15 protein-coding genes are annotated in these 19,556 nt (G+C 60.4%); 6 read left to right on the top strand and 9 right to left on the bottom strand.

Annotated elements, in window-relative coordinates:
• Positions 1-186 precede the first annotated feature (186 nt).
• Positions 187-2,370 carry a tetratricopeptide repeat protein gene (locus ACYQ2I_RS05275; RefSeq protein WP_460165952.1) on the top strand — a complete coding sequence of 728 codons (2,184 nt, stop codon included), beginning with the start codon at positions 187-189 and terminating at the stop codon, positions 2,368-2,370.
• Between the two features lie 64 nt (positions 2,371-2,434).
• Here the strand turns inward: ACYQ2I_RS05275 and ACYQ2I_RS05270 are convergent, their stop codons facing one another.
• From ACYQ2I_RS05270 to ACYQ2I_RS05255, 4 genes are all read right to left on the bottom strand, one after another.
• A complete protein-coding gene (locus tag ACYQ2I_RS05270) occupies positions 2,435-3,775 on the bottom strand; it encodes a sigma-54-dependent transcriptional regulator (protein ID WP_460165951.1) in 1,341 nt (446 codons plus the stop codon).
• Positions 3,772-5,067 (bottom strand): sensor histidine kinase, encoded by a 1,296-nt coding sequence (locus ACYQ2I_RS05265; RefSeq protein ID WP_460165950.1) that lies wholly within the window; start codon positions 5,065-5,067, stop codon positions 3,772-3,774. The genes ACYQ2I_RS05270 and ACYQ2I_RS05265 overlap by 4 nt, the downstream gene beginning before the upstream one ends.
• A gap of 244 nt (positions 5,068-5,311) precedes the next feature.
• Complete coding sequence (locus ACYQ2I_RS05260; RefSeq protein WP_460165949.1) at positions 5,312-6,031, bottom strand: hypothetical protein; 720 nt, start codon at positions 6,029-6,031, stop codon at positions 5,312-5,314.
• Positions 5,937-6,533: a hypothetical protein gene (locus ACYQ2I_RS05255; RefSeq protein WP_460165948.1), complete on the bottom strand. Its 597-nt coding sequence runs from the start codon at positions 6,531-6,533 to the stop codon at positions 5,937-5,939. Before ACYQ2I_RS05255 ends, ACYQ2I_RS05260 begins: the two co-directional genes overlap by 95 nt.
• Before the next feature lie 39 nt (positions 6,534-6,572).
• Between ACYQ2I_RS05255 and ACYQ2I_RS05250 the strand changes: the two genes are divergently transcribed.
• From ACYQ2I_RS05250 to ACYQ2I_RS05230, 5 genes are all read left to right on the top strand, one after another.
• The gene (locus ACYQ2I_RS05250) at positions 6,573-8,021 is read left to right on the top strand and encodes a sulfatase family protein (RefSeq protein ID WP_460165947.1); all 1,449 of its coding nucleotides are present in this window, start codon (positions 6,573-6,575) and stop codon (positions 8,019-8,021) included.
• A 53-nt stretch (positions 8,022-8,074) separates the two neighbouring features.
• Positions 8,075-8,827, top strand: coding sequence for a thioredoxin domain-containing protein (locus tag ACYQ2I_RS05245; protein WP_460165946.1), 753 nt, complete (start codon positions 8,075-8,077; stop codon positions 8,825-8,827).
• Positions 8,828-8,989: 162 nt separating this feature from the next.
• The gene (locus ACYQ2I_RS05240; protein WP_460165945.1) at positions 8,990-10,486 is read left to right on the top strand and encodes a Gfo/Idh/MocA family protein; all 1,497 of its coding nucleotides are present in this window, start codon (positions 8,990-8,992) and stop codon (positions 10,484-10,486) included.
• A 169-nt stretch (positions 10,487-10,655) separates the two neighbouring features.
• Positions 10,656-11,471, top strand: a complete 816-nt coding sequence (locus ACYQ2I_RS05235; RefSeq protein ID WP_460165944.1) for a S1 family peptidase — start codon at positions 10,656-10,658, stop codon at positions 11,469-11,471.
• 113 nt (positions 11,472-11,584) lie between these two features.
• A complete protein-coding gene (locus ACYQ2I_RS05230; protein ID WP_460165943.1) occupies positions 11,585-12,886 on the top strand; it encodes a HEAT repeat domain-containing protein in 1,302 nt (433 codons plus the stop codon).
• A gap of 96 nt (positions 12,887-12,982) precedes the next feature.
• On the opposite strand, the gene ACYQ2I_RS05225 is transcribed toward ACYQ2I_RS05230, so the two are convergent.
• From ACYQ2I_RS05225 to gcvT, 5 genes are all read right to left on the bottom strand, one after another.
• On the bottom strand, positions 12,983-14,290 hold the full coding sequence (locus ACYQ2I_RS05225) for a nickel-dependent putative hexonate epimerase (protein ID WP_460165942.1): 1,308 nt from the start codon (positions 14,288-14,290) through the stop codon (positions 12,983-12,985).
• Positions 14,291-14,484: 194 nt separating this feature from the next.
• Positions 14,485-15,360: a DUF1559 domain-containing protein gene (locus ACYQ2I_RS05220; RefSeq protein WP_460165941.1), complete on the bottom strand. Its 876-nt coding sequence runs from the start codon at positions 15,358-15,360 to the stop codon at positions 14,485-14,487.
• Positions 15,361-15,429: 69 nt separating this feature from the next.
• The gene (locus ACYQ2I_RS05215; RefSeq protein WP_460165940.1) at positions 15,430-16,569 is read right to left on the bottom strand and encodes a DUF1559 family PulG-like putative transporter; all 1,140 of its coding nucleotides are present in this window, start codon (positions 16,567-16,569) and stop codon (positions 15,430-15,432) included.
• 78 nt (positions 16,570-16,647) lie between these two features.
• A complete protein-coding gene (locus ACYQ2I_RS05210; RefSeq protein ID WP_460165939.1) occupies positions 16,648-17,976 on the bottom strand; it encodes a leucine-rich repeat domain-containing protein in 1,329 nt (442 codons plus the stop codon).
• A gap of 289 nt (positions 17,977-18,265) precedes the next feature.
• Positions 18,266-19,507 (bottom strand): glycine cleavage system aminomethyltransferase GcvT, encoded by a 1,242-nt coding sequence (gcvT, locus tag ACYQ2I_RS05205; protein ID WP_460165938.1) that lies wholly within the window; start codon positions 19,505-19,507, stop codon positions 18,266-18,268.
• Between the last annotated feature and the right edge of the window lie 49 nt (positions 19,508-19,556).

Raw genomic sequence — 19,556 nt, 5'->3', positions numbered from 1 at the left:
CGTCGGCGGCCCTCTCGGAGCGAGCATGCTCGCCACAGGCCGCTCGGTTTGGTACGATACGTGATTCCACCGATCGTCGTGCGCACCCGGCGAACCCCCTCGTGAAACGGAAACCCGGTTGTACGTCGCACGAGCGGCAATTCCCATCGCCCCGTATTCAGCAGAAAAACAATCAGGAAAGTCGTCATGCCTTTGGACGCCTACTCGCTTTGTCCCGGGGGAACCGGAAAGAAGATCAAGTTTTGCTGCAAAGACCTGCTGCCCCAGCTCAACAAGTTGAACCAAGCCATCGAAGGCGGCCAGTTCGCCGCCGGGTTGACGCTGATCGACCAGGAATTGGCCAAGAATCCCGATCGGGCGTGCTTGTGGGCTTACCAGACCTTGTTGTTGCGCGCAACCGGCCAAGGTGAACAGGCGAAAGAGGCGGCCGACGAATTCCTCCGCCGGTTTCCCGACAATCCGATCGCTCTGGCCGAGAAGGCGATCATGACCGCCATCACCGATTCGGGCTTTGCGGCGATCGAATGGTTGGAGAAATCACTGGGCAATGAGCTTCCCGACTCTTTCGAGGCGGTGGTGAGCGGCAAATTTCAGACGTACGGCCGCCAAGTGCAGGCAGCGGCGGTGGTTGCCGAAATCTTGCTCCAGGAAGGACACGCCCCTGCCGGGTTGACGCTGATCGCCAATCTGGTTCGTCTGACCGGAGAGCAGGAGTGGCGGCAACGGTATTCAGAGCTGCTTTTGAATTCTGCCATCCCGGTGATACAGCGCCGTTGCCACAGCCTGCCCGCCGATGTTCTCACGACGGAAGAGCTCCCCGAACCATTGAAATTGGCGAGGGCGTTCATCCTGATGACGTGTTGGCACCGGGCACTGGCTTTGCTCGAGGAATACCGGCGGGCCAACCCCTCCGACTACGTCGCGTACCGGTTGCACGTCCGTCTGCTGATCCTCATGGGCCGATACGACGAAGCGGTCGAATTACTGGAATCCCCCGGCGACGTAGCGATCAACGGTCACGAAGACGCATTGGCGGCCGAATTGGCAGCGGCACGCGAGGGTCTCGAGGTTCCCTTCGGCGACGCCGAGACAAGCGGCACCCTCGAATTTCCGGTGACTGATGTCGACGGCGTCATGGAACGCCTTGCGTCGGATCGTCGTCTGCGCCGGTTGGAGATCCCCTACGAGGAGCGCGATCCCGATTCACCGCCGCCTTTGGTCCAATACGAGTTCGGCTTGCCGCTTCGGGATTTGTCGAAGGCCTCGCTGGAAGAAACCGCAAACACGCCCTTTTTCACAGTACAACTGTTCGGCAAAGAAACCGATCGCGACGCGCGGCTGATCGCGCAACCGGTGGCCGTGTCCGAAAAAGACGCCGTCACGGCTCTGGTCGGTGAATGGCTCGGCAACGCAACCGAACCGACCGCCACCGAGTTCGACTCGCTGTTGTCGCGTTCGGCGGCCGAAGTCCTGCGTGTAACCTTCGCTTATCGCATGGCGGTCATGCAGCAGGTCGCAGAATTCGGCGACCTCGATCCTGCCGACGTCGTTCTCACTTACTTGCGTGAAATCTGGCTCGATCGACCGCAAGCGGTGCTCGGCGGCAAGACGCTGCGCGACGCGTTGAAAGACGACTCGCTGGCAATCCGCCGGGAAGCCCTGTGGCAACTGGCGGCTTATTCGTCTGCTTCGGTAATCCCGGCGGAAGTCGTCGAGGCGCTCCGCGAAGAACTGGGCTGCCCCACGCCCATGACGATCGACGTTGCGCAGGAAGGACGAATCGATCCGCTTTGGCTGGACCATGTCGATCCGAAGACGATTCCCGACGAAAATTTCCTCGCCGTGTTTTCGCAAGCGATCTCGACCCGCGACGTCGTTGCGGTAAGACACATGTTTCCCGAATTCACGGCACGGCGTGATCGTCTTCCGCTTTCGCCCGATCAGTTGGTGCAAGTGTACGCCGGTGCTGCTCCGTTGAGCGACTTTTCCTCGGTCGTTCGCTCACGATTGGAAGAAGGGATGGCGTACGCCGCCGAAAAGGGCGTTTCCGACGGGATGCTCGACATCGTCGATGTCGTTCATTCGCTGTCACACGACAAGACGGAGGGAATCCCCGAGAAACTTCAGCACATCGGCACCGTCCACCGCAGCGAGCGCAACGTGATGGCCCAATGGATGCAAATCCTGTATCAATTGGGGTTGATCGATGCGCAAGGTCGGCCGGTTGCACCGCCGCAAACCGCTCCCGGCGCCGATCCTCTTTCGCCGCAACCCCCAAATTCCGCATCGCAAGAAGCCGGAGGCCTGTGGACGCCCGATTCGGCCAAGCCGCAAGGCGGCGGAAAGTTGTGGATGCCCGGCGACGACTGATTCGCACCGCCACGACGAAAACGGCCGCCCTTGCACGATCGGCTCGCGTGTGTTCTCGGGCCGATCAACCCAAACCGTGCTTGGCCAGTTTGTCGCGGAAAGTCGAGGGCTTCATGCCGAGCGCCTGGGCCGCGGCGGTCTTGTTGCCGCCCGCTTCGCGGAGCGCGCGTTCGAGTAACCGCCGTTCCGTCTTTTCCATCACGGCCTGGTAATCTCCCTCGATCGTGTCGTCGGCTTCGGCCGCCGCCTCGCGAATGACTTCCGACGACAACAAAGCGGCCGTGATCTCACCGCCGCCGACCAGGTACGCGCGTTCCAAGGTGTGATAGAGTTCGCGGACGTTACCGGGCCAATTGTGCCGTTGCAGCACCTCGATCGCCTTCGGTTCGATACGGTATTCCCGCTCGCCGGCGATTCGCTTCATCAGATGCTCGACCAACAGGGGGATGTCTTCCTTCCGCTCGCGCAACGGCGGAATCGTGACCCGCAACACGTCGAGTCGATAGTACAAGTCTTGCCGGAACGTCCCTTCCGAGACCTTGTCCAGCAGATTGCATTTGGTCGAAGTGATGATTCGTACGTCGGCCTTGATGGGCGTCGTACCGCCGACGCGCTCGAAGACCTTTTCTTCGATCGCCCGCAACAGCTTCGCCTGGTGTTCGAGCGGAATATCGTCGACATCGTCCAAGTACAACGATCCACCCTCGGCCAACTCGAACCGCCCCGGCCGCTGCTGATCGGCACCGGTGAACGATCCTTTTTCGTGTCCGTACAACTCGCTCTCGATCAAGTGCGACGGAAACAGGGTACACCCGACCTTCACGAACGGAAAATCTTTGCGATGCGAGTGCTTGTGAATGACCGAGGCGATCAAGTCTTTCCCGACGCCTGTTTCGCCCCACAACAGGACATTTGCATCGGTACGGGTGCAAATCTCGATCATCCGCTTGACTCGCATCATGGCCCGCGACGTTCCAATGACGGCGTCGTCGATGCTCTTCACTTCTCCGTGGGCAGCCGGAGCGGCTTGTTCGGCAGGCTTGTCTTTTTCCCGTTCGATGCGCGCAAGCAGGGGAAAGATTTCATCGTTGCGGAACGGCTTGGTCACAAAGTCGAAAGCCCCCAGTTTCATCGACTCGACGGCCAACTGAATGCTGCCGTAGGCCGTCATCATGACCACAGCCGTCTCGGATGCGTCGCCTTGCTTGATGAATTTGAGAAGCTCCATGCCGTCGACTTTGGGCATCTTGACGTCGGTGATGACGACGTCGAAACGCTCGGCCCGAAGCTTCTCCATTGCCTGCTCGCCGTCTTCGGCGGTCACGACGTCGTATCCCTGCGATTGCAGGTCGTCGGCAAGCGTAATGCGCTTGATCTTTTCGTCGTCGACAACGAGGATTTTCATCGTTGGCGCTGTTTCGGTTCCTGGTACGGATTCAGGACGACTGTAAAATTCGTTCCCTGGCCGAGCGTACTACGCACTTCGATGCGTCCGCCCATCTCGGTGATCAACATTCGGCACAGCCCTAATCCCAACCCCGTGCCGCCCGAATCGGCCCGAGTGGTGAAGAACGGCTCGAATATCTTTTCCAAGTTTACGCTGGGAATGCCGACGCCCGTATCGATCACCTCGATCGCGACGGAATCCATCTGATCATCGTCGTGTTTCCCCAGCCGACGCGAACGCAAGGTCAGAGTGCCGCCCTCGGGCATGGCCGCCAAAGCGTTCGTGCACAGGTTGAAAATCACCTCTTGCAGCGTGTATGGATCTCCCCATACAGGCGGCACATCGCCCAACTCTTTCTTGACGGTGATGTTCGGCCCGACCTTCGTGCCGAGTATGGCCAATGTCGTCTCGATCGCAGCGTTGACATCGGTTTTTTCAAGCGAGATTCCCTTCGGCTGCGAAAACGCCTGGACTCGCTTGGCCGTCTGCTCGATGCGATGCAAGGCGTCGGTCATCAAATGAACATAGTTCATCAAATGGGGGTCGTCGCGTACCCGTTCACCGATCAGCCGGACGCAATTCTGCGCACCGTCCAGAGGATTCGCAATCTGATGGGCGATACCGGCGACCAACTGGCCGATCCCGACCATCTTTTCTTTCTGTCGCAGCTCGGCATGGGCGCGGTCGACATATCGTCGTATCGACACGGTGAAATACGTCGCCGCCCACAGTGTGCTTGCCAGCGCAAAAAACTGGCCCAAAAGCTGCAAACCTGCCAGCTCGGCCTGATCATGCATCCCAAAATGGAGCGGGAACCGCGGTATCACTCCGTAGTACTCACCTGCCATGACCGCTGCAATCAAAACAGTCGCCAGCGTGGTAAGCACATACGGCGTGTTCCCGCGAATGTACATCCCACCGATGATCATATGAAACACAAAATACACCAAGAAGGGATTTCGCGAAAAATCGGAAAAGTACAACAGCAGCAACAGCAATGTGAGATCAATCGCCACCTGCCAAAACACGAGCTGTTCCGGCCGCATGCTCGAAATCAGGCCTTCTTGGCGAACCAACCACCACAAGACGAGGTTGTACAGCACGAGCACGCTCGCCAACACGTAGAGCGGTAGCGGGTAGGTCACGACCCCCAAGACCGACGAGGCCAGCCATACCACGAAAAAGACGGCCGCGCAGACCAACCAGCGCACCCGCACGAGCCAGACGACACCTTCTGGAGGGAGCTTCATGCGCTACGGTTATTCATACGGCCGAGAATCGGCACCGGACTCGCGACGGCCGTTGTCGCAACCGGTGGACGGACGACGACCGACGAAGCGCCGACCACGCCCCGTCGCCCCGGCAGTTCTTGACCAGCCTACTCACCGCCGCCCCAAAACGATCATTTTAGCCGTCCCGGGTGGACAATTCGACGGGGCGCCGATTCCCCCCGACAAGAGTAAGCCCGAAACGACGTCGTGACGACGCGAAGGATCATGGTTTTTCGAGACTGTGCAACATCGCCAGGAAGGCGTCGCGATTGGCGGCGACGGTCTTGTCGGGCCCGTAAAACTTGATGAAGTACAGCCCTTCGCCGGTTTCCACGATCGCCGCGAGCATCCGATAGTTTTCCCGCGGGGTAGGCGGAGCCATCGGCCCCATGCTTTCGTTGTACGTCCCCGACAACTCGACGATGTGGACCTTCGTATCGGCGATCGTTTCTTCGGATACCTTGGTCTTCTCGGCGGTATCACTGCCGTCGGGTTGAGCGAACTGACCGATCCAGCGTTGAATGTTCGCATCGACGGAGCCCCCGGCCGCCATGAAGGTCGCGCGACCGTCCCGGGGCTCGCCCTCGACCGCGGGAATCCGAAACTCGTACTGAATCATCGAAATCGCGGGACGGACGCTTTCCCACCCTTCGGGGGCCTTCATCGTCAGCCCGCCGGGCAGCTCGAGCGTGCCCGACGCCGCTTGCGAGGCCGGTTGCGCAACGGCAGAAGTCGACGCATCCGCGTCCTCACCGGTCGCCTCGGCAGGCGTCCCTTGCTCCGACGGTCGCAAGATGACCGTTTCCGGCTGATCGCCGCCGCTCGTCCCCGCCGTATCGGTCGTGTTGTTACAGCCCACCAATCCGACGACCAACACCATAGCGACGCCCCATGCTGCCGCCGTCGAAAACGCACGTCTGCTCTTCACCCAACTGGCCAACATCGGCAAGGCTCCTTTCTATGTCGTTCCCCGTGTTTGCACAATTCCAACGACTTTTTCCAACGGCCCACCTGAGCCGGTCGCGATTAGCATAATGGTAGAAGTTCGACGTACCGAGCGGCAAGTTACGCTCTCCTTTGTTGGTACAACGCACGTCGCAGCCGGATCGGCCACCGTCGCGCAAAGGCACCGGTCCGGCGGCCTGCTCGTCGTGCGCCGATTCGTCGATCGAATCCTTCGAATCGCCGACGGGTCGAATCGACCGGGGGGTGCAACGCCTCGCCCCGACGCGCTTTTGCCGAACCTCTTGCTGTGAAGCAGTCATGGTGGCGGAGGGGCGCCCCGTTCTCGCCCCCCAATCCGGGGCAGTATCGCCCCACGCCGCATATTCTGCCGTTTGCTTGTGCGCGATGGCAAAGCGCAGCAATATAGTGCTTGGTGAAATCTGCCGGCCAACGATCGATTCGCGTTCGGTCGCGCCGTCGACACCACCGTCTTCCAGCAAGTTTACGCTTCTTCGACTCGTCCCGTGAAAGGTCGAATCATGCGCCGTGCGGACTCTCGTTACGGGGTGACGCGAACGACGTATCCCCGACGTCGGTTTCTTCAAGCGGCCGGAGCCGCCTCGGCCGGAGCGTTGATGACGCAATCGGCGAAACAAGGTCTCGCCGCCCCTGCGGTCGTCGGGTCGTCGCCCAATTTTCTTTTCATCATTTGTGACCAATTGGGGCTCGACGCGATCGCGGCCCACGGCTGCGACTACGTCGAGACACCGCACTTGGACCGGCTCGCCGCCGGCGGCACGACCTTCATCGAGTCGCACAGTACGAACCCGGTCTGCTCGCCCGCCCGCAGCTCGTTGATGACCGGCCGCATGCCCGTCGAGACGGGCGTGATCAGCAACGGTCGTCCGATCCATTCGAGCTGCCCGACGATCGGTCATTGTTTATCGTCGCACGGATACGAAAGCGCCTATTGTGGAAAGTGGCATCTGCCCGGTCCGGTGCCGAAACCACAAGACGGTTTTCGCGTCCTTCCTGCACGCGGCGGCCTGGCCGATCACGACGATTGCTGCATCTCGCACACCTGCGAGGCGTTCCTCAAAAATCGGGCGAATAGCAAAACGCCGTTTTTGTTGGTCGCCTCGTTCCTGCAACCGCACGACATCTGCTTTTGGGGAAATCACGCCGGAGAGCGCATGCCCGAGACGCTTCCCTTCCCCGAATTGGAGGAAGCGGAACTTCCGCCGCTTCCGCCGAACTTGCGGGTGCGTCCCGAGGCGCCGGCCAAGCTCGCCTCCCGCTTCGTCGAGTACAGTGACATCATGTGGCGATACTATTTGTACGTATACAGCCGGATGATCGAAATGCTCGACGCCGATGTCGGCCGCCTGCTCGACGCGCTGGAATCAACCGATCTCGACAAGAATACGGTCGTCGTGTTCACCTCGGACCACGGCGACGGACGCGGACGACACTCCCACGTTGCGAAGTGGTATCCTTACGAAGAGGCCGTCAAGGTACCGTTGATCGTTTCCTGGAAAGACCACATCGCGGCAAACCATCGCGATACAGAACACCTTGTCAGCGGCGTGGATATCGTTCCAACCTTGTGCGACTACGCGGGCGTTGCACCTCCGGCGCACGTTCAAGGACGCAGCCTGCGTCCGCTGGCGGAAGGTGGAAACACCTCGTGGCGCGACTTCGTTTACTTCGAGGTCATGCAGACCGGCCGCGTTATTCGATCCGATCGTTGGAAGTACGTTCGTTTCTCGGACGATCCGGTCGAGCAGCTTTTCGACATGCGCGAAGATCCCTGGGAAACGAAGAATCTGTACCGAGATCCCCGGTATGCCGACGTGCTGGCCGACCACCGCCGGATGCTCGACGAATACACGGCCACGCTGCGTCCCGTCGAACCCACGGTTTCCACCGAGAAACCGGCCAAACCGCCGAAGAAAGCACCGCCGAAACCGCGCCGGGTGCGCAGTTGAGATCAGATTCCCCCTCGAACAGGGCTGTTGCATTGCCGATCGCGAGAACGACCATGTCTCAGGAAACCATCGTCCGCCGAAGCACGAGCGAATTCCCGTTGTCCACCATCGCCGGAGCCGCCAAGCGGTTGCCGATCTTTACCGGCGATTTCGCCCCCGCCGGTTCGTGGAAGAAAACCTGGAGCCAAGTGGCACTGGCCTCCGGTGTACAGCAAACCGGCAGCGTCACCATCACGCGACGCGTTCAGGCAAGCGGCGCTGCGGTGCTCGAGGTGGTTTTCGAAAAGACGCACGTCGGCGGCAAGATGCATCTCGAAGGGCGAATCGTTCTGCCGCCGCATCGTCCGGGCGAATTCGTCGTTCCGCGATCGTGGTCGTTCCATCGTGCCGTCATCGACGGTGAAAACAAGCCGATCGACGACACCACCCTTCGCAAGCGGGCAACCGTCGAAAAAAACGAAATTCGAATCCAAGACGACCACGGCACCGCCACCCTGCCCGTCGAGGGGCCGTTCGCGTTGAATTGGAGCCTGTTCGATCTGGTCACGCGGCTGCCCGGTGCCGATACCCCCGTCACTGAATTCGCGTTGATCGACCATTTCGACGAATACAAGCCGCATCATCGCTTGCAATATCGGGAAACATTCGACACAACGCTCGATTTGGGTGATGCCCGATTCACCTGTTACGATCAACTCGGCTTCGGAGTGGTACCGACGACATATTTCGTCGATCCGCAAGGGCGGCTGATCCTGGCGTTGACGGGCCTGGAAGGCTACATTCTGCAAACGGTTGAAAACCTCTGACGGCGTCCGCCGACGTCTCGACCTCATTCACTCGGCGTTTCAAACGAACGCACGCGCTCGGCGTTCTTCGGCGTGTAGTTGCACGACCACCGCCGCTCAATTAGCTTTGGGAACATGCGGATAATGGTTGTGCTTCCCACCTGAGCCCACACACGAGGTTGAATGATGGCATCTCTGCGCCCCGCGTCTTTCCACGGCCGTTCTTTCCGGTTTTCTGTTTCGCGACGTCGCTTTCTGGGCAACCTGGCGTTCGGTCTTGCCGCCGGCGTTCCGTCGGTCATCCCCGGTTCCGCGTTGGGACTGACCCAAGGCAGTGCGCCGAGCGAGCGAATTCGTGTCGGGTTGATCGGCTGCGGCGGCCATGGGGCGGGCTGGAACCTGTCGCAAATCTTCCGTCATGGCGACGCGCAAGTCGTGGCGGTTTGCGATGTCGACAAGAATCGCCTGGCTGCGGCCAAGAAGAAGGTCGACGATCACTATCGGCAAACACTCGGCGAATCGGCCGAACCGTGCACCCCTTACGGTGATTTCCGCAAGTTGATCAATCGCAAAGATATTGATGCCATCGTCAACGTAACGCCGGACCACTGGCACGTCATCCCGGCGATCATGGCCGCCAAATGCGGCAAAGACGTGTGCTGCGAGAAACCGCTGACGTTGTTCATCGATGAGGGCAAAATCCTTTGCCGTGTGATTCGTGAAACGAATCGCGTCTTCCAAACGGCCTCCGAAAATCGCTCGATCGAAACGTACATTCGGCTGATTTCGTTGGTCCGATCGGGCGTAATCGGCAAACTGAAACACATCGAAGTTCGGCTTCCGATGGGCAATTCGACGGCCAGGGCGGTCGGAATCTCACGCGGCGGTTCTCCTACCGAGCCGACCGATCCGCCTCCCGAATTGGACTTCGACATGTGGCTCGGCCAGGCCCCGAAGATGCCCTACATTCCCGCCTACGTGCATTACAACTTCCGCTGGAACTTGGCTTTCTCCGGCGGCGTGATCACCGACTGGGGCGCCCACATGTGCGATCTCGCCCAGTGGGGCCACAATTCCGAGCACAGCGGCCCCGTCGAAGTCGAAGGCCAAGGCGACTTCCCGCCGCGCGACGCGGTCTACAACGCCGCCCCGACGTTCCGCGTGCAATATCGCTACGCAGACGGCGTCACGCTCACGGTTTCGGCCGGTCGCGGCGACTTGGATCCGAACAAGTCGTACGAGATTCCCGTCGTCGGCCGCACACCGCAACCGGGCATTCGCTTCGAAGGCACCGACGGTTGGATCGAATCGCACAAATGGCGTGGTTCGCTAAAGGCTTCCGACCGCGAAATGCTCGACGTCGAGGCCGATCCCCGGCAATTGGGCCTGTACGTGCCCGGCGAAGTCGTTGCCCGTACCGATACCGGCAAGGGCGGCGAGCATCGGAACTTCTTCGACTGCGTCAAGTCACGAAAGCCGTGCTACGCGCCCGCCGAAATCGGTCACCGCACGATTACCATCCCGCACATCGGAAACATCGCCATGCAGTTGGGCCGCAAGCTCCGATGGAACCCCGAAACGGAGACCTTCGTCGACGACGACGAAGCGAATCGGATGCTCAGCCGCCCGCAACGCGATCCCTGGTCGATCGAGCGCATCGATTCGTGGATCGAAGGGTGATCCGGGGGATTCGTGCCCGGCGCAAGACGGTGCGATGCGCCATCCTTTCGCCCCGTTGCGCACCGGCGTTACGCAGTGCACCTCGTTCAGTAACACATCCTGGTCGACAATGAGCCGCATGATGACAAACCGCGTTGCAATAGCGTTCTGTTGTTTCTCGACTGTCGTTGTGGGAACGTTCAGCGCCCCCCTTCCCGCGCATGCCGCGACTTTGGGACCGACGACGGTCGAGGCAACGTACAAGCTGTTTCATCCCAAGTCGACCGCCACATGCTTCCTCTTGCGCGAGCATGCGGACGGTGCCGCCGACGATTCGGGATCGTCGCCTGAAACTGTGTGGCTGGTCACCGCGGCGCACGTCTTGAAAAAGACCGAGGGCGAATCGGCCGTCCTCGTGTTGCGAGAAAAAGTCGGCCCTTACACGTACGAGCGACGCGATCATCCGATCACCATTCGCCGCGACGGCGAGCCGCTTTGGACCAAGCATCCGAAATTCGACACGGCCGTGTTGAAGTTGGAGTCGCTGCCGGACTTCCCCGTCGCCGCGCTGCCGGTCGACGTTTTGGCCGACGACGACACCTTGCAAGCCGCGGGAGTCGATGTCGCTTGTCGCGTCTACGTGATCGGCTATCCCTCGCGGGTCGAATCGAACGGCGCCGGATTTCCGATCGTTCGCAGCGGGATTGTCGCGGGCTACCCCATCTTTCCCGCCTCGGAACACCCGATAATCCAGGTCGATTTTCACACGTTCGAAGGCGACAGCGGCGGCCCGGTGTTCGTCGCTTCCGATGCGTCGAGCGAGCATCCCCTGCTGTTGGGCTTGACGATGGGCTATGTTCGCTTCGACGAAAAGATCACATCGGTCTACGAAGAGCGGACCGTGCATCACCCGCTCAATCTAGGTATGATCATCCGCGCCACGATCATTCGTGAAACGCTGGAACTGGCGAGAAACGGCACGTCCAAGGACGGTCCGGAGGAATAGATTCGTCCTCTTTTTTCGCTCACCGCAGCGGCACGAAGCGATAGAATAGAAAAACGCGCCGGTAAGACGTGGCTTGCCGGCAGCCGTGTCGTTTCTTGCGAAAAGGTTTTCCCATGTTCCCAGCGTTCGGATGCTCTCATCCGCGAAACTTCGCGGAACCGTGGCCGATTGTCTCGGCCTGTTTCGTCGCCGTCCTCCTTTCCGTCGTTTTTCACGGAATCGCACGTGCCGAGGAATCGCGTCCCGATTCATCGGCGCCGGTTTCGCTGGAAACGCTCGTGAGCCGACTCGACGCCGCGAAGACGCCCGAGGAACGGGTAGCGATCGCCGGAAAATTGGCTTCCTACGGCAAACCCGCCGAGGCGGCCGTGGCGGACCTGCTGGACGATTCCGATCCGGCCGTCCGATACGCGGCCATGGAGGCCCTGCGTACGATGCCTCGTCCCTACGAAGCTGCAACGCAAGAGGCGCTCTATGCGTGTCTCGGTGAAACGGTCGAAGTCGCCGAAATACCGCTTTGGGTGCCTGCGGCCATGCTGCTTGGGTGGTCCGGCGGTCCCGGCGTCGACAAGGCGGTTACCGAACTGTCGCGCATCAGCGACGACGCGACCGGCACCTTCGACGACGAACGCGCGATGCGGCTGTGTACGTTGCTGTACGAAGCGGCCCCGAACGACTCCGACGCGGCAAAGGCACTCGGAAAAACCGTCGCCCGCGGCGGCCTGAAGTCGCAAGTCGCGGCATTGGCCGTTCTCGTGCGGTTGGGCAAGAACGCTTTGCCGGCAAAAGAGTCGGTCCGACAGGCCCTGTACGCCGAAAACTTTCACGCCCAATACTGGGCCTGTCGCGTGCTCGCCAAAATCGGCCCCGAAGCCGCCGACACGATCCCCGACTTGATCGACCGGCTCGAAAACGGCGCCGTTTCGGTGCGACGCAACGCCGCCATCGCATTGGGACGCGTGGGCACGAAAGACTCCGGAAAGGTCGTTCCGCCGCTCATTGCCGCCCTCGACGACCCGATGCAACCGGTGCGGGAACAGGCCTGCTGGTCGTTAGGATATCTCGGAAAGGACGCCGCCGATGCCGCTGTTCGCCTCGAAAAGGCGATCGAAGACGGCGACATCTATCCGCATTCGGCTCCCGTGTGGGCACTGTGGAAAATCACCGGCAAACCGCCGCAAGTCGAAATCGTTTTGAAAGAGTTCAAAGACGTGACCTACCGCCCCACGGCGGCATTGGTGCTGCTGGACTTCGGCTTGGAGATCGACCCGATCGAATCGCGGCTGGAGGAATGGTCGCATTCGAACGTGCCGCCCGAAGAGAGCGAAGACCTTCGCCCCGACTCCGCGCGTTTGTTGGAACTTCTACGAAAGCACACGCCCAGCGGCCTACCCGCGGCTGTCGAGTCGCTGTAAGCGTCTGGCGTGCCGGTCCCTTACGCGAATCGCCGCCGAACGTCGAGTTCGACGGCGATGTTTTTTGCGACAGGCACCGGCTGCGGCGAAGCCCGTTCAGCATTCGAAACCGGTGGGACGGTTGTACAACTTCTCGCGGGTCGACCACAAACCGGCCGAAGGGGTGGGAATGAAGTAGATTTCTTCCCCGTCGGGCATCGTGTTGAAGCCTTCTCGCAGTTGATCCGGCGGATAACGTTTCAGGGTCTCCTCCAGATCGGCGTACTGGAAATTGACGCCTTCGATCTCCTCGCGGGTCAGGTGTCCCGGAGCGTAGGTGATGGTGAACCGGCCTTCCGACGAACCGTGGATCAAGTGCGCCGTTGCATGCGCCAAATCTTGCATGTCGGCATTCTGCCGATACAGTTCCATCACCCGCGGCGTGCCCACGTAACCGTATTTGCGAATCAGCTTGTCGACGGCTTCTTGCTCGCCGAAACGTTTCAGCCCCGGTGCGATGATGAGCAGCTCGCCGCCGTCGGCCATGACCATGCGGGTGCGGTAGATGGCCTTGTTGGCCACCCACGTGCTGAAGAATTCGTCGCCCTGCATCACGCAGACGACCTTTTTGAGCGGCTCGTCGAACACCTTGATGTTTTGCTCGCGCGACTGTTTCGCCGCCTCGAGATAGGTATCCAAGTCGTCGCCCACGTAAACGCCCGTGTGCACGAGGTTGTCTTCTTCGTCGCGGGCCATCACCACCTGCACATACAGGTCGGGCAAGTCGCCGAGATACTCCTCTTCGGCCTTGTTGAAGCAGGCGCGGACGGGCGTCGTCAACGTCCCCAAGTTGTTCTCGATCCCGCAGCAGGCCGCCGCCATGTGTGCGGCGCAGATCATGTCTTTGCCCGCCAAACCGATGAAGTAGTTCTTGTTGTGATTGGCGAAGCCCAACACTTCATGCGGCACGACGTGGCCGATGTTGATGATCAGGTCCCACTTCTCCTGCATCAACATGCTGTTCAAGACGACGGGTATCGGCCAATCCGCCGCCCCGTTGGTCTTCTCCTTGACAAAATCGGCCGAGATTTCCCCGACTTTCACGACCGTGTCGATCCAATGGTGCGCGTGAATTCGCTCGTTCGGGATCGAACCGAACATCTGCCGGTTTTGTTCGGGCGTGTGCGGTTCGTGCTGGCCCAAGGTCGGAATGACGTGGACGTCGGCCTCGTCCGAGAAAATGTTGTACAGGATTTCGGTCAAACGACCGGCCCCGGAGTGCATTCGCGTGATATCCGGCGGCAACAACAAAACTCGCTTGGGCTTGGCACAAATCCGCCGTCGTGCTTCGTCGGCGGTTTGCCACATCAACGCTTCCAGTTCGTTCCAATCGATTCGATCGGCCTTTTTCGAAAACCAGGGCATGATCACCTCACAGTCGTTCAACTCGGCCGGTCCCGTTCCGGCCTCACGGCACCGTCGGCGAAACCGCCGTCGTCCCCAAGAACCAAGCCATCCGGCCGTCGCTCGGCGGCGTGCCGGATGGCTTTCGTTTCAGAAGACCTAGGATACCGCAAGCGCCCCCGCCTGCCCAGTAGGCCGGTGGAGCCCCGAAAAGTTCAAAACATATCCGGACTCACGGGCTCTCCGCCATCGCGCGTAAGCAACGCTCGGACAGTCTCTCGAGACATGGTAAACGGCACGAATCGCACGGAGCCGTCACACAACAACACATTAACTCCGCCGGGATGGTTCGCCGTAGCACTTCCCTGTCCAAACAAGCTCAAGAACTCCTCGACACTGATATCCTGCGGCTTGGCCCAGGGAATCTGTTTAGGCCATTCGACGACGAGAATCGTATTCGAGGTGCCGTCGGTAATATCGGCAAAGGAGATCTCTTTCCCGACCTCACCCACAGTCCCCGGACCGACGACCATCACGTACGAGGTCCCGTTCGGCAACGGCGAGATGTTCGAAGGACACCGATAGACGTCGAGAGACGTATTCACGACACCCGCGTGCGCCGGATCGTCCCAGGGGACATCCCAACCGACCGCCTCGTACTGCTCGTACAGCACGTTTTGTTCAAGAAACGGCAAAAGCGCCGTTCGCCAACTCCGCGTGTTCGGGTCATCATAGGCACTAACCGGAAAGTGCCCATACACATCATGATAGTTATGAAATGCCAAGCCGATCTGCTTCAAATTATTCGTGCATTGGGCACGTCGGGCCGCCTCCTGTGCGGATGACACAGCCGGCAGCAACAGGGCCGCCAAGATTCCGCCGCACACGACGAGCCCCCCCAAAACGGCGACCAGAACGATCACCCACACCGCCGTCCCCGACGATTTCGCCGGTGCCGCGGTCCCCGCGCCGCTCGGAAACGGTACGGTGATGACTTTTCCGCACTTGGCACACGGCCCGGATTGTCCGGCGTACGACTCGTCGACAAGCGTCTCATTACCGCAGTGAGGACAGCGAAACGGAAATGGCATGACGTTTCTCTCCTGTAAACGATTTGGAGTAACGTGTTCGCGCTCCGTCAGGTTGGAAACGTATCACCGTCACAATCCAGCCAACGGAGAAGGTTCCCCTCCCGCAATGGTCAAGGCCGCTTGTACCTTTTCTCGTGGCGTGCTGAACGGCAAGAAAAGAAATGAGCCGTCGACCAGCAAGACGTTGATTCCTTCATCGGACTCCGAACCACCGAACAAACTGACGAATTCGTCGACCGTGATGTCTTCCGGTTTTGCCCAAGGAATCCGCGAGTACGGCCACTCGACCACGAAGATCGTATTCGATGTCCCGTCGCGAATATCGCCGAATGTAATCTTTTTACCTATCTCTCCCATCGTCCCCGGTCCGACGACACGCACGTAGGACGTGCCGTTGGCAGGCAATTCGGTCGCGGCCGGACAGCGAAAAACGTCGATCTCCAAGGCCACTGTTTGGGCGTGCCGGGGATCGTCCCAGGGCACAGTCAAGCCCTCGCGCTCGTAGCGCCGGGCAATGGACTGCTCGTCGAGGTAGGGCAAAATCGCCGTCCGCCAGCTGGGCTGATTCGGGTCTTCGTAGCGGCTCGGGGGAAAGAAATGGTACCGATCGTAGAAGGCATGCAGGGCCAATCCGATACGTTTCAGATTGTTGCAACATTGCGCCTGCATTTCGGGGCCGCTCGCTTGAATCGCTCGGCGATCGAAAATCGACCTCGGCGCAAAAGTAAACCCGCCCCCGCCTTTTCTATTGTGTGCGCCGGGCACACTGCCGGTCGCAGCCGGCTCACTCGAACCCGACGGCACGGCTTTTCCCACCGGTGTGGGTACGGCGACGTCGGGTCGCGCGGTTTCTCGATTCTCTTGCGGCGTCCCGCCGCCCGACAAACCGCCGATCAACAGCGCAAGCGCCACGATCAGCAAAACGGACGACCCGATAATGATCGCGATCGCCGTGGGCGAAACGGATGACTTGCTGCGTCGTGCAGGAGCAGTCGGGCCGGAACTCGGACCGAACATCGGCCCCGTCCCGACCGCTCCCCCCATCCCAGCCTGCTGTGGAGAAGACCCGGCCATCGGGGGCGAGGTTTGCTGCGGATAGGGCACGGTGATCGTCTGCCCGCATTGCACGCACGGTCCCGAGCGGCCGGCGTACTGGTCTTCGACGAGCGTTTCATGTCCGCAGTACGGACACCGAAACGGGATAGGCATGGGCAGTCTCCCGCGATTTGAAGCGTCGAAGGTAGGGAAGTACCACCCCCAATTTCTCGCGGGGACATCATGCGCCGATCAGTAGGTTCCGATAGACGGCCCGACGCTCAACCCCTCTAAATGGGGCCAGCACTCCCTCTGTAGAATACTGTCATCTGTGATATCCGATAGATCGTTGAGATGCAAGTAACGAAGTGATTTTAGCGCACAAAGCGCCGTCAGGCCGTTTCGGGTAAGCTGCGTCCCCGAAAGGTCCAAATAGGTGAGCTTCTCGAGACCTTGCAATTTTTCCACTCCCGCGTCACCGACCATCGTTTGGGCAAGCTCGAGATGCTCAAGCGAAGTCAGTCGTCCGACAGCCTCCATTGCTTCGTCGCCGACCATCGTTTGACTAAGCCGTAAGACGGCCAGGTTTCGGGCGTTCGCCAACTTGGCCAGGCAACTCCCCGAGATCGGAATGTCGCGCAACGTCAACTGTCGCAATTCCGGCCACGCTTCGAGAATTTCGAGGGCCGTATCGTTCAGCGAATAACATTTCGAGAGCGTCAGCGACGTGAGATTTCGCTTTCGAAGATGCTCCAACCCCGCTTGGGTGATCGAAGCCTCGTCGATGGTCACGTCGCGCAGATTCTCGCAATCGGCCAAAGGCGCAAGACAACTGTCATCGACTGCGTAACCTCCCAATTTCAACGCCACCAGTTCCGGCAAGGCGGCAATGCTCGACAAAGCGGCGGGAGCGTTTGCACATTGCCGCAAATCGAGAACGCGCAGCCGCTTCATTTCACCCAAGCGTGCCAACGCCTCGGCCGAGAAGTCGTTCTCCAGCAACGCCAGCCGCGACAACGCCGGAAACCGCAAGAGTATCGGAATCACCTCGTCGGTCAATTGGGCCGAGCGGCGCAAGCCCAACGCTTCCAACTTCGGCAGGTTCGTCAAGGCTTCGATTCCGCGGTTGTCGACCATCGTGCTCTGCAAGTCGATCTCGACCAGTTCCTTGCACGCGGCCAGCGCGGCAACACCTTCGGAGGTCACCCCCACACCGTACACTCTCACTTTTCTCAAATGCGGAAATCCCGGCAACAACTTCAACTCGGCATCGGTTCCGGAGCCCCGCTCGGCGGCTAGATCGACGGCGGTCACGTTGCCCGCTTCGTCGATCTCGATTTTGCCGTGTTGCCGGTCGACGGCCAGCACGGCCTCGATGAACGCCGGTGGTACATCGCCGGGCGATTCCGGGGTCACGTCTCCGGCGCGGATCGCTTCCAGCCAATCGGCTTCGTGCGACGGTGCATCCTCGACGACGGCGGGAGATTCGTTCTCCTGCGTCTCGTCGGCGGCTTCTTGCGTTTGCGGCTTGGGGCATCCCGTCGCGAAAAGCAAAAGCATCACCGCGACCAGAACCGGCATCCCCGACATCCTATGCTCGCCCACGTGCCCCGGCTTCGCGCACCACACCATCTTGCACCTCGGTAATCCCATTGAGCAGACTTCAGCGTTCCGATTGCCTCTCGCGATCGCCCTCATGAACGCGGCTTCCAGCGCAACAAGAAGCCCCCCTTGCGATTCGCAAAGACTATTCAAGACTTATTGTGGCGTTTCAGAAGGCCGGCCGCCATCGGTTTCGTACGCCCCGGCGCAGCTTCGCCGATCCGGGAGAAACGACTTTCTCGTTTGACGCATCTTCCGGCTTGAATCGTCAATCGAGCAAGATCGGCCGGAAATAAGGCGGTCGTCGCGAATCGCCGAACGCCGACACGATCACGGCATTCAACTGCTTGCCGCGCACCTCGACGGTCAATTCCGCGCCCGTTTGCAATTCGATGTCGAGATAGGCCAACGCAATCGCACGACGCGATTGCTCGTTGCCGGGAACGGCGTCGTCGCCTTCGCCCTCGAAAACCCAGTACGGCACCATCGTACCGCTGGTCACGGTACCGACTTGCGCCTCACCGCAGAATACGCGGTCGCCTGCCCGGGCAATCCCGCGATCGCGAATCGCCACCGGTCGAATCCGCCGCGGCAACACGCCGCGGTCGAACGGTCTTCCTTCGCGCAACGCGCGGACGGCATCGGCCTGCTTACGAAAGGCATCCTGACCGAGGAATGTGCCTCTTTCCGGCGAAAACTTCACGGCAATTCCCGTGGCGGGCACGGCGTAAGCCGGATACGGGTTGCCGTCGGGATCGATGCCGCCTTCGTGTCCGAACAGAGGCAATCCGGCTTCGAGCCGCAAGGTGTCGCGCGCACCCAGTCCGACCGGCACGAGCCCTTTCGGCTTCCCCGCTTCCAACAAGGCATCCCAAAAAGCCGCCGCTTTTTCGGCAGGGACGATGATCTCCAACGCGATCGGTTCGCCCGTGTACCCGGTCCGGGCGGCGAAGACTGTGCAGCCTTCGAAGATTCCGGCGGTAATCGCGTTGCGCTGCGACGGCGGCAACGACGCGGCGCCGACGACCCGGCTGTAGATCTCGTCGCTCATCGGCCCCTGCAACGCGACCATCGCCCAACGAGCCGTCCAATCGTCGATCGTCACATCGAACGAGCCTCGATGCGATTCCAAATAGGACAAGTCGGCCTCGCGGTTCGCCGCGTTCACAACCAACAGGTATTCATCGTCGGGCAAGTGATACAAGAAGGCGTCGTCGATCGTGCTGCCCTCGAAAGTGGGCAACAGGGTGTAGTGTGCTTTACCTGCCGGCAACGATGCGGCATCGTTCGTCAACACCCGTTGCAGGAACGGTATGCGATCGGGGCCGCCGATTCGAATCCGCCCCATGTGCGACACATCGAACACCCCGGCCGCTTTCCGCACGGCCAAATGCTCGTTGATGATTCCGGAGTACTGTAGCGGCATGTCCCAGCCGCCGAAGTCGGTCATCCTCGCCTCCAATGCACGATGACGTTCGTGGATGGGAGTGACCAACAGCTCGGCACCCATGGCAACGACTCCTCGACAAGACGTGGTCCGCATGATCGCGTACGATCGC

This window comes from Thermostilla marina (assembly GCF_054657455.1).
The sequence above is the reverse complement of the archived record's forward strand: the minus strand, read 5'-3'. Positions and strand labels throughout refer to the sequence as shown.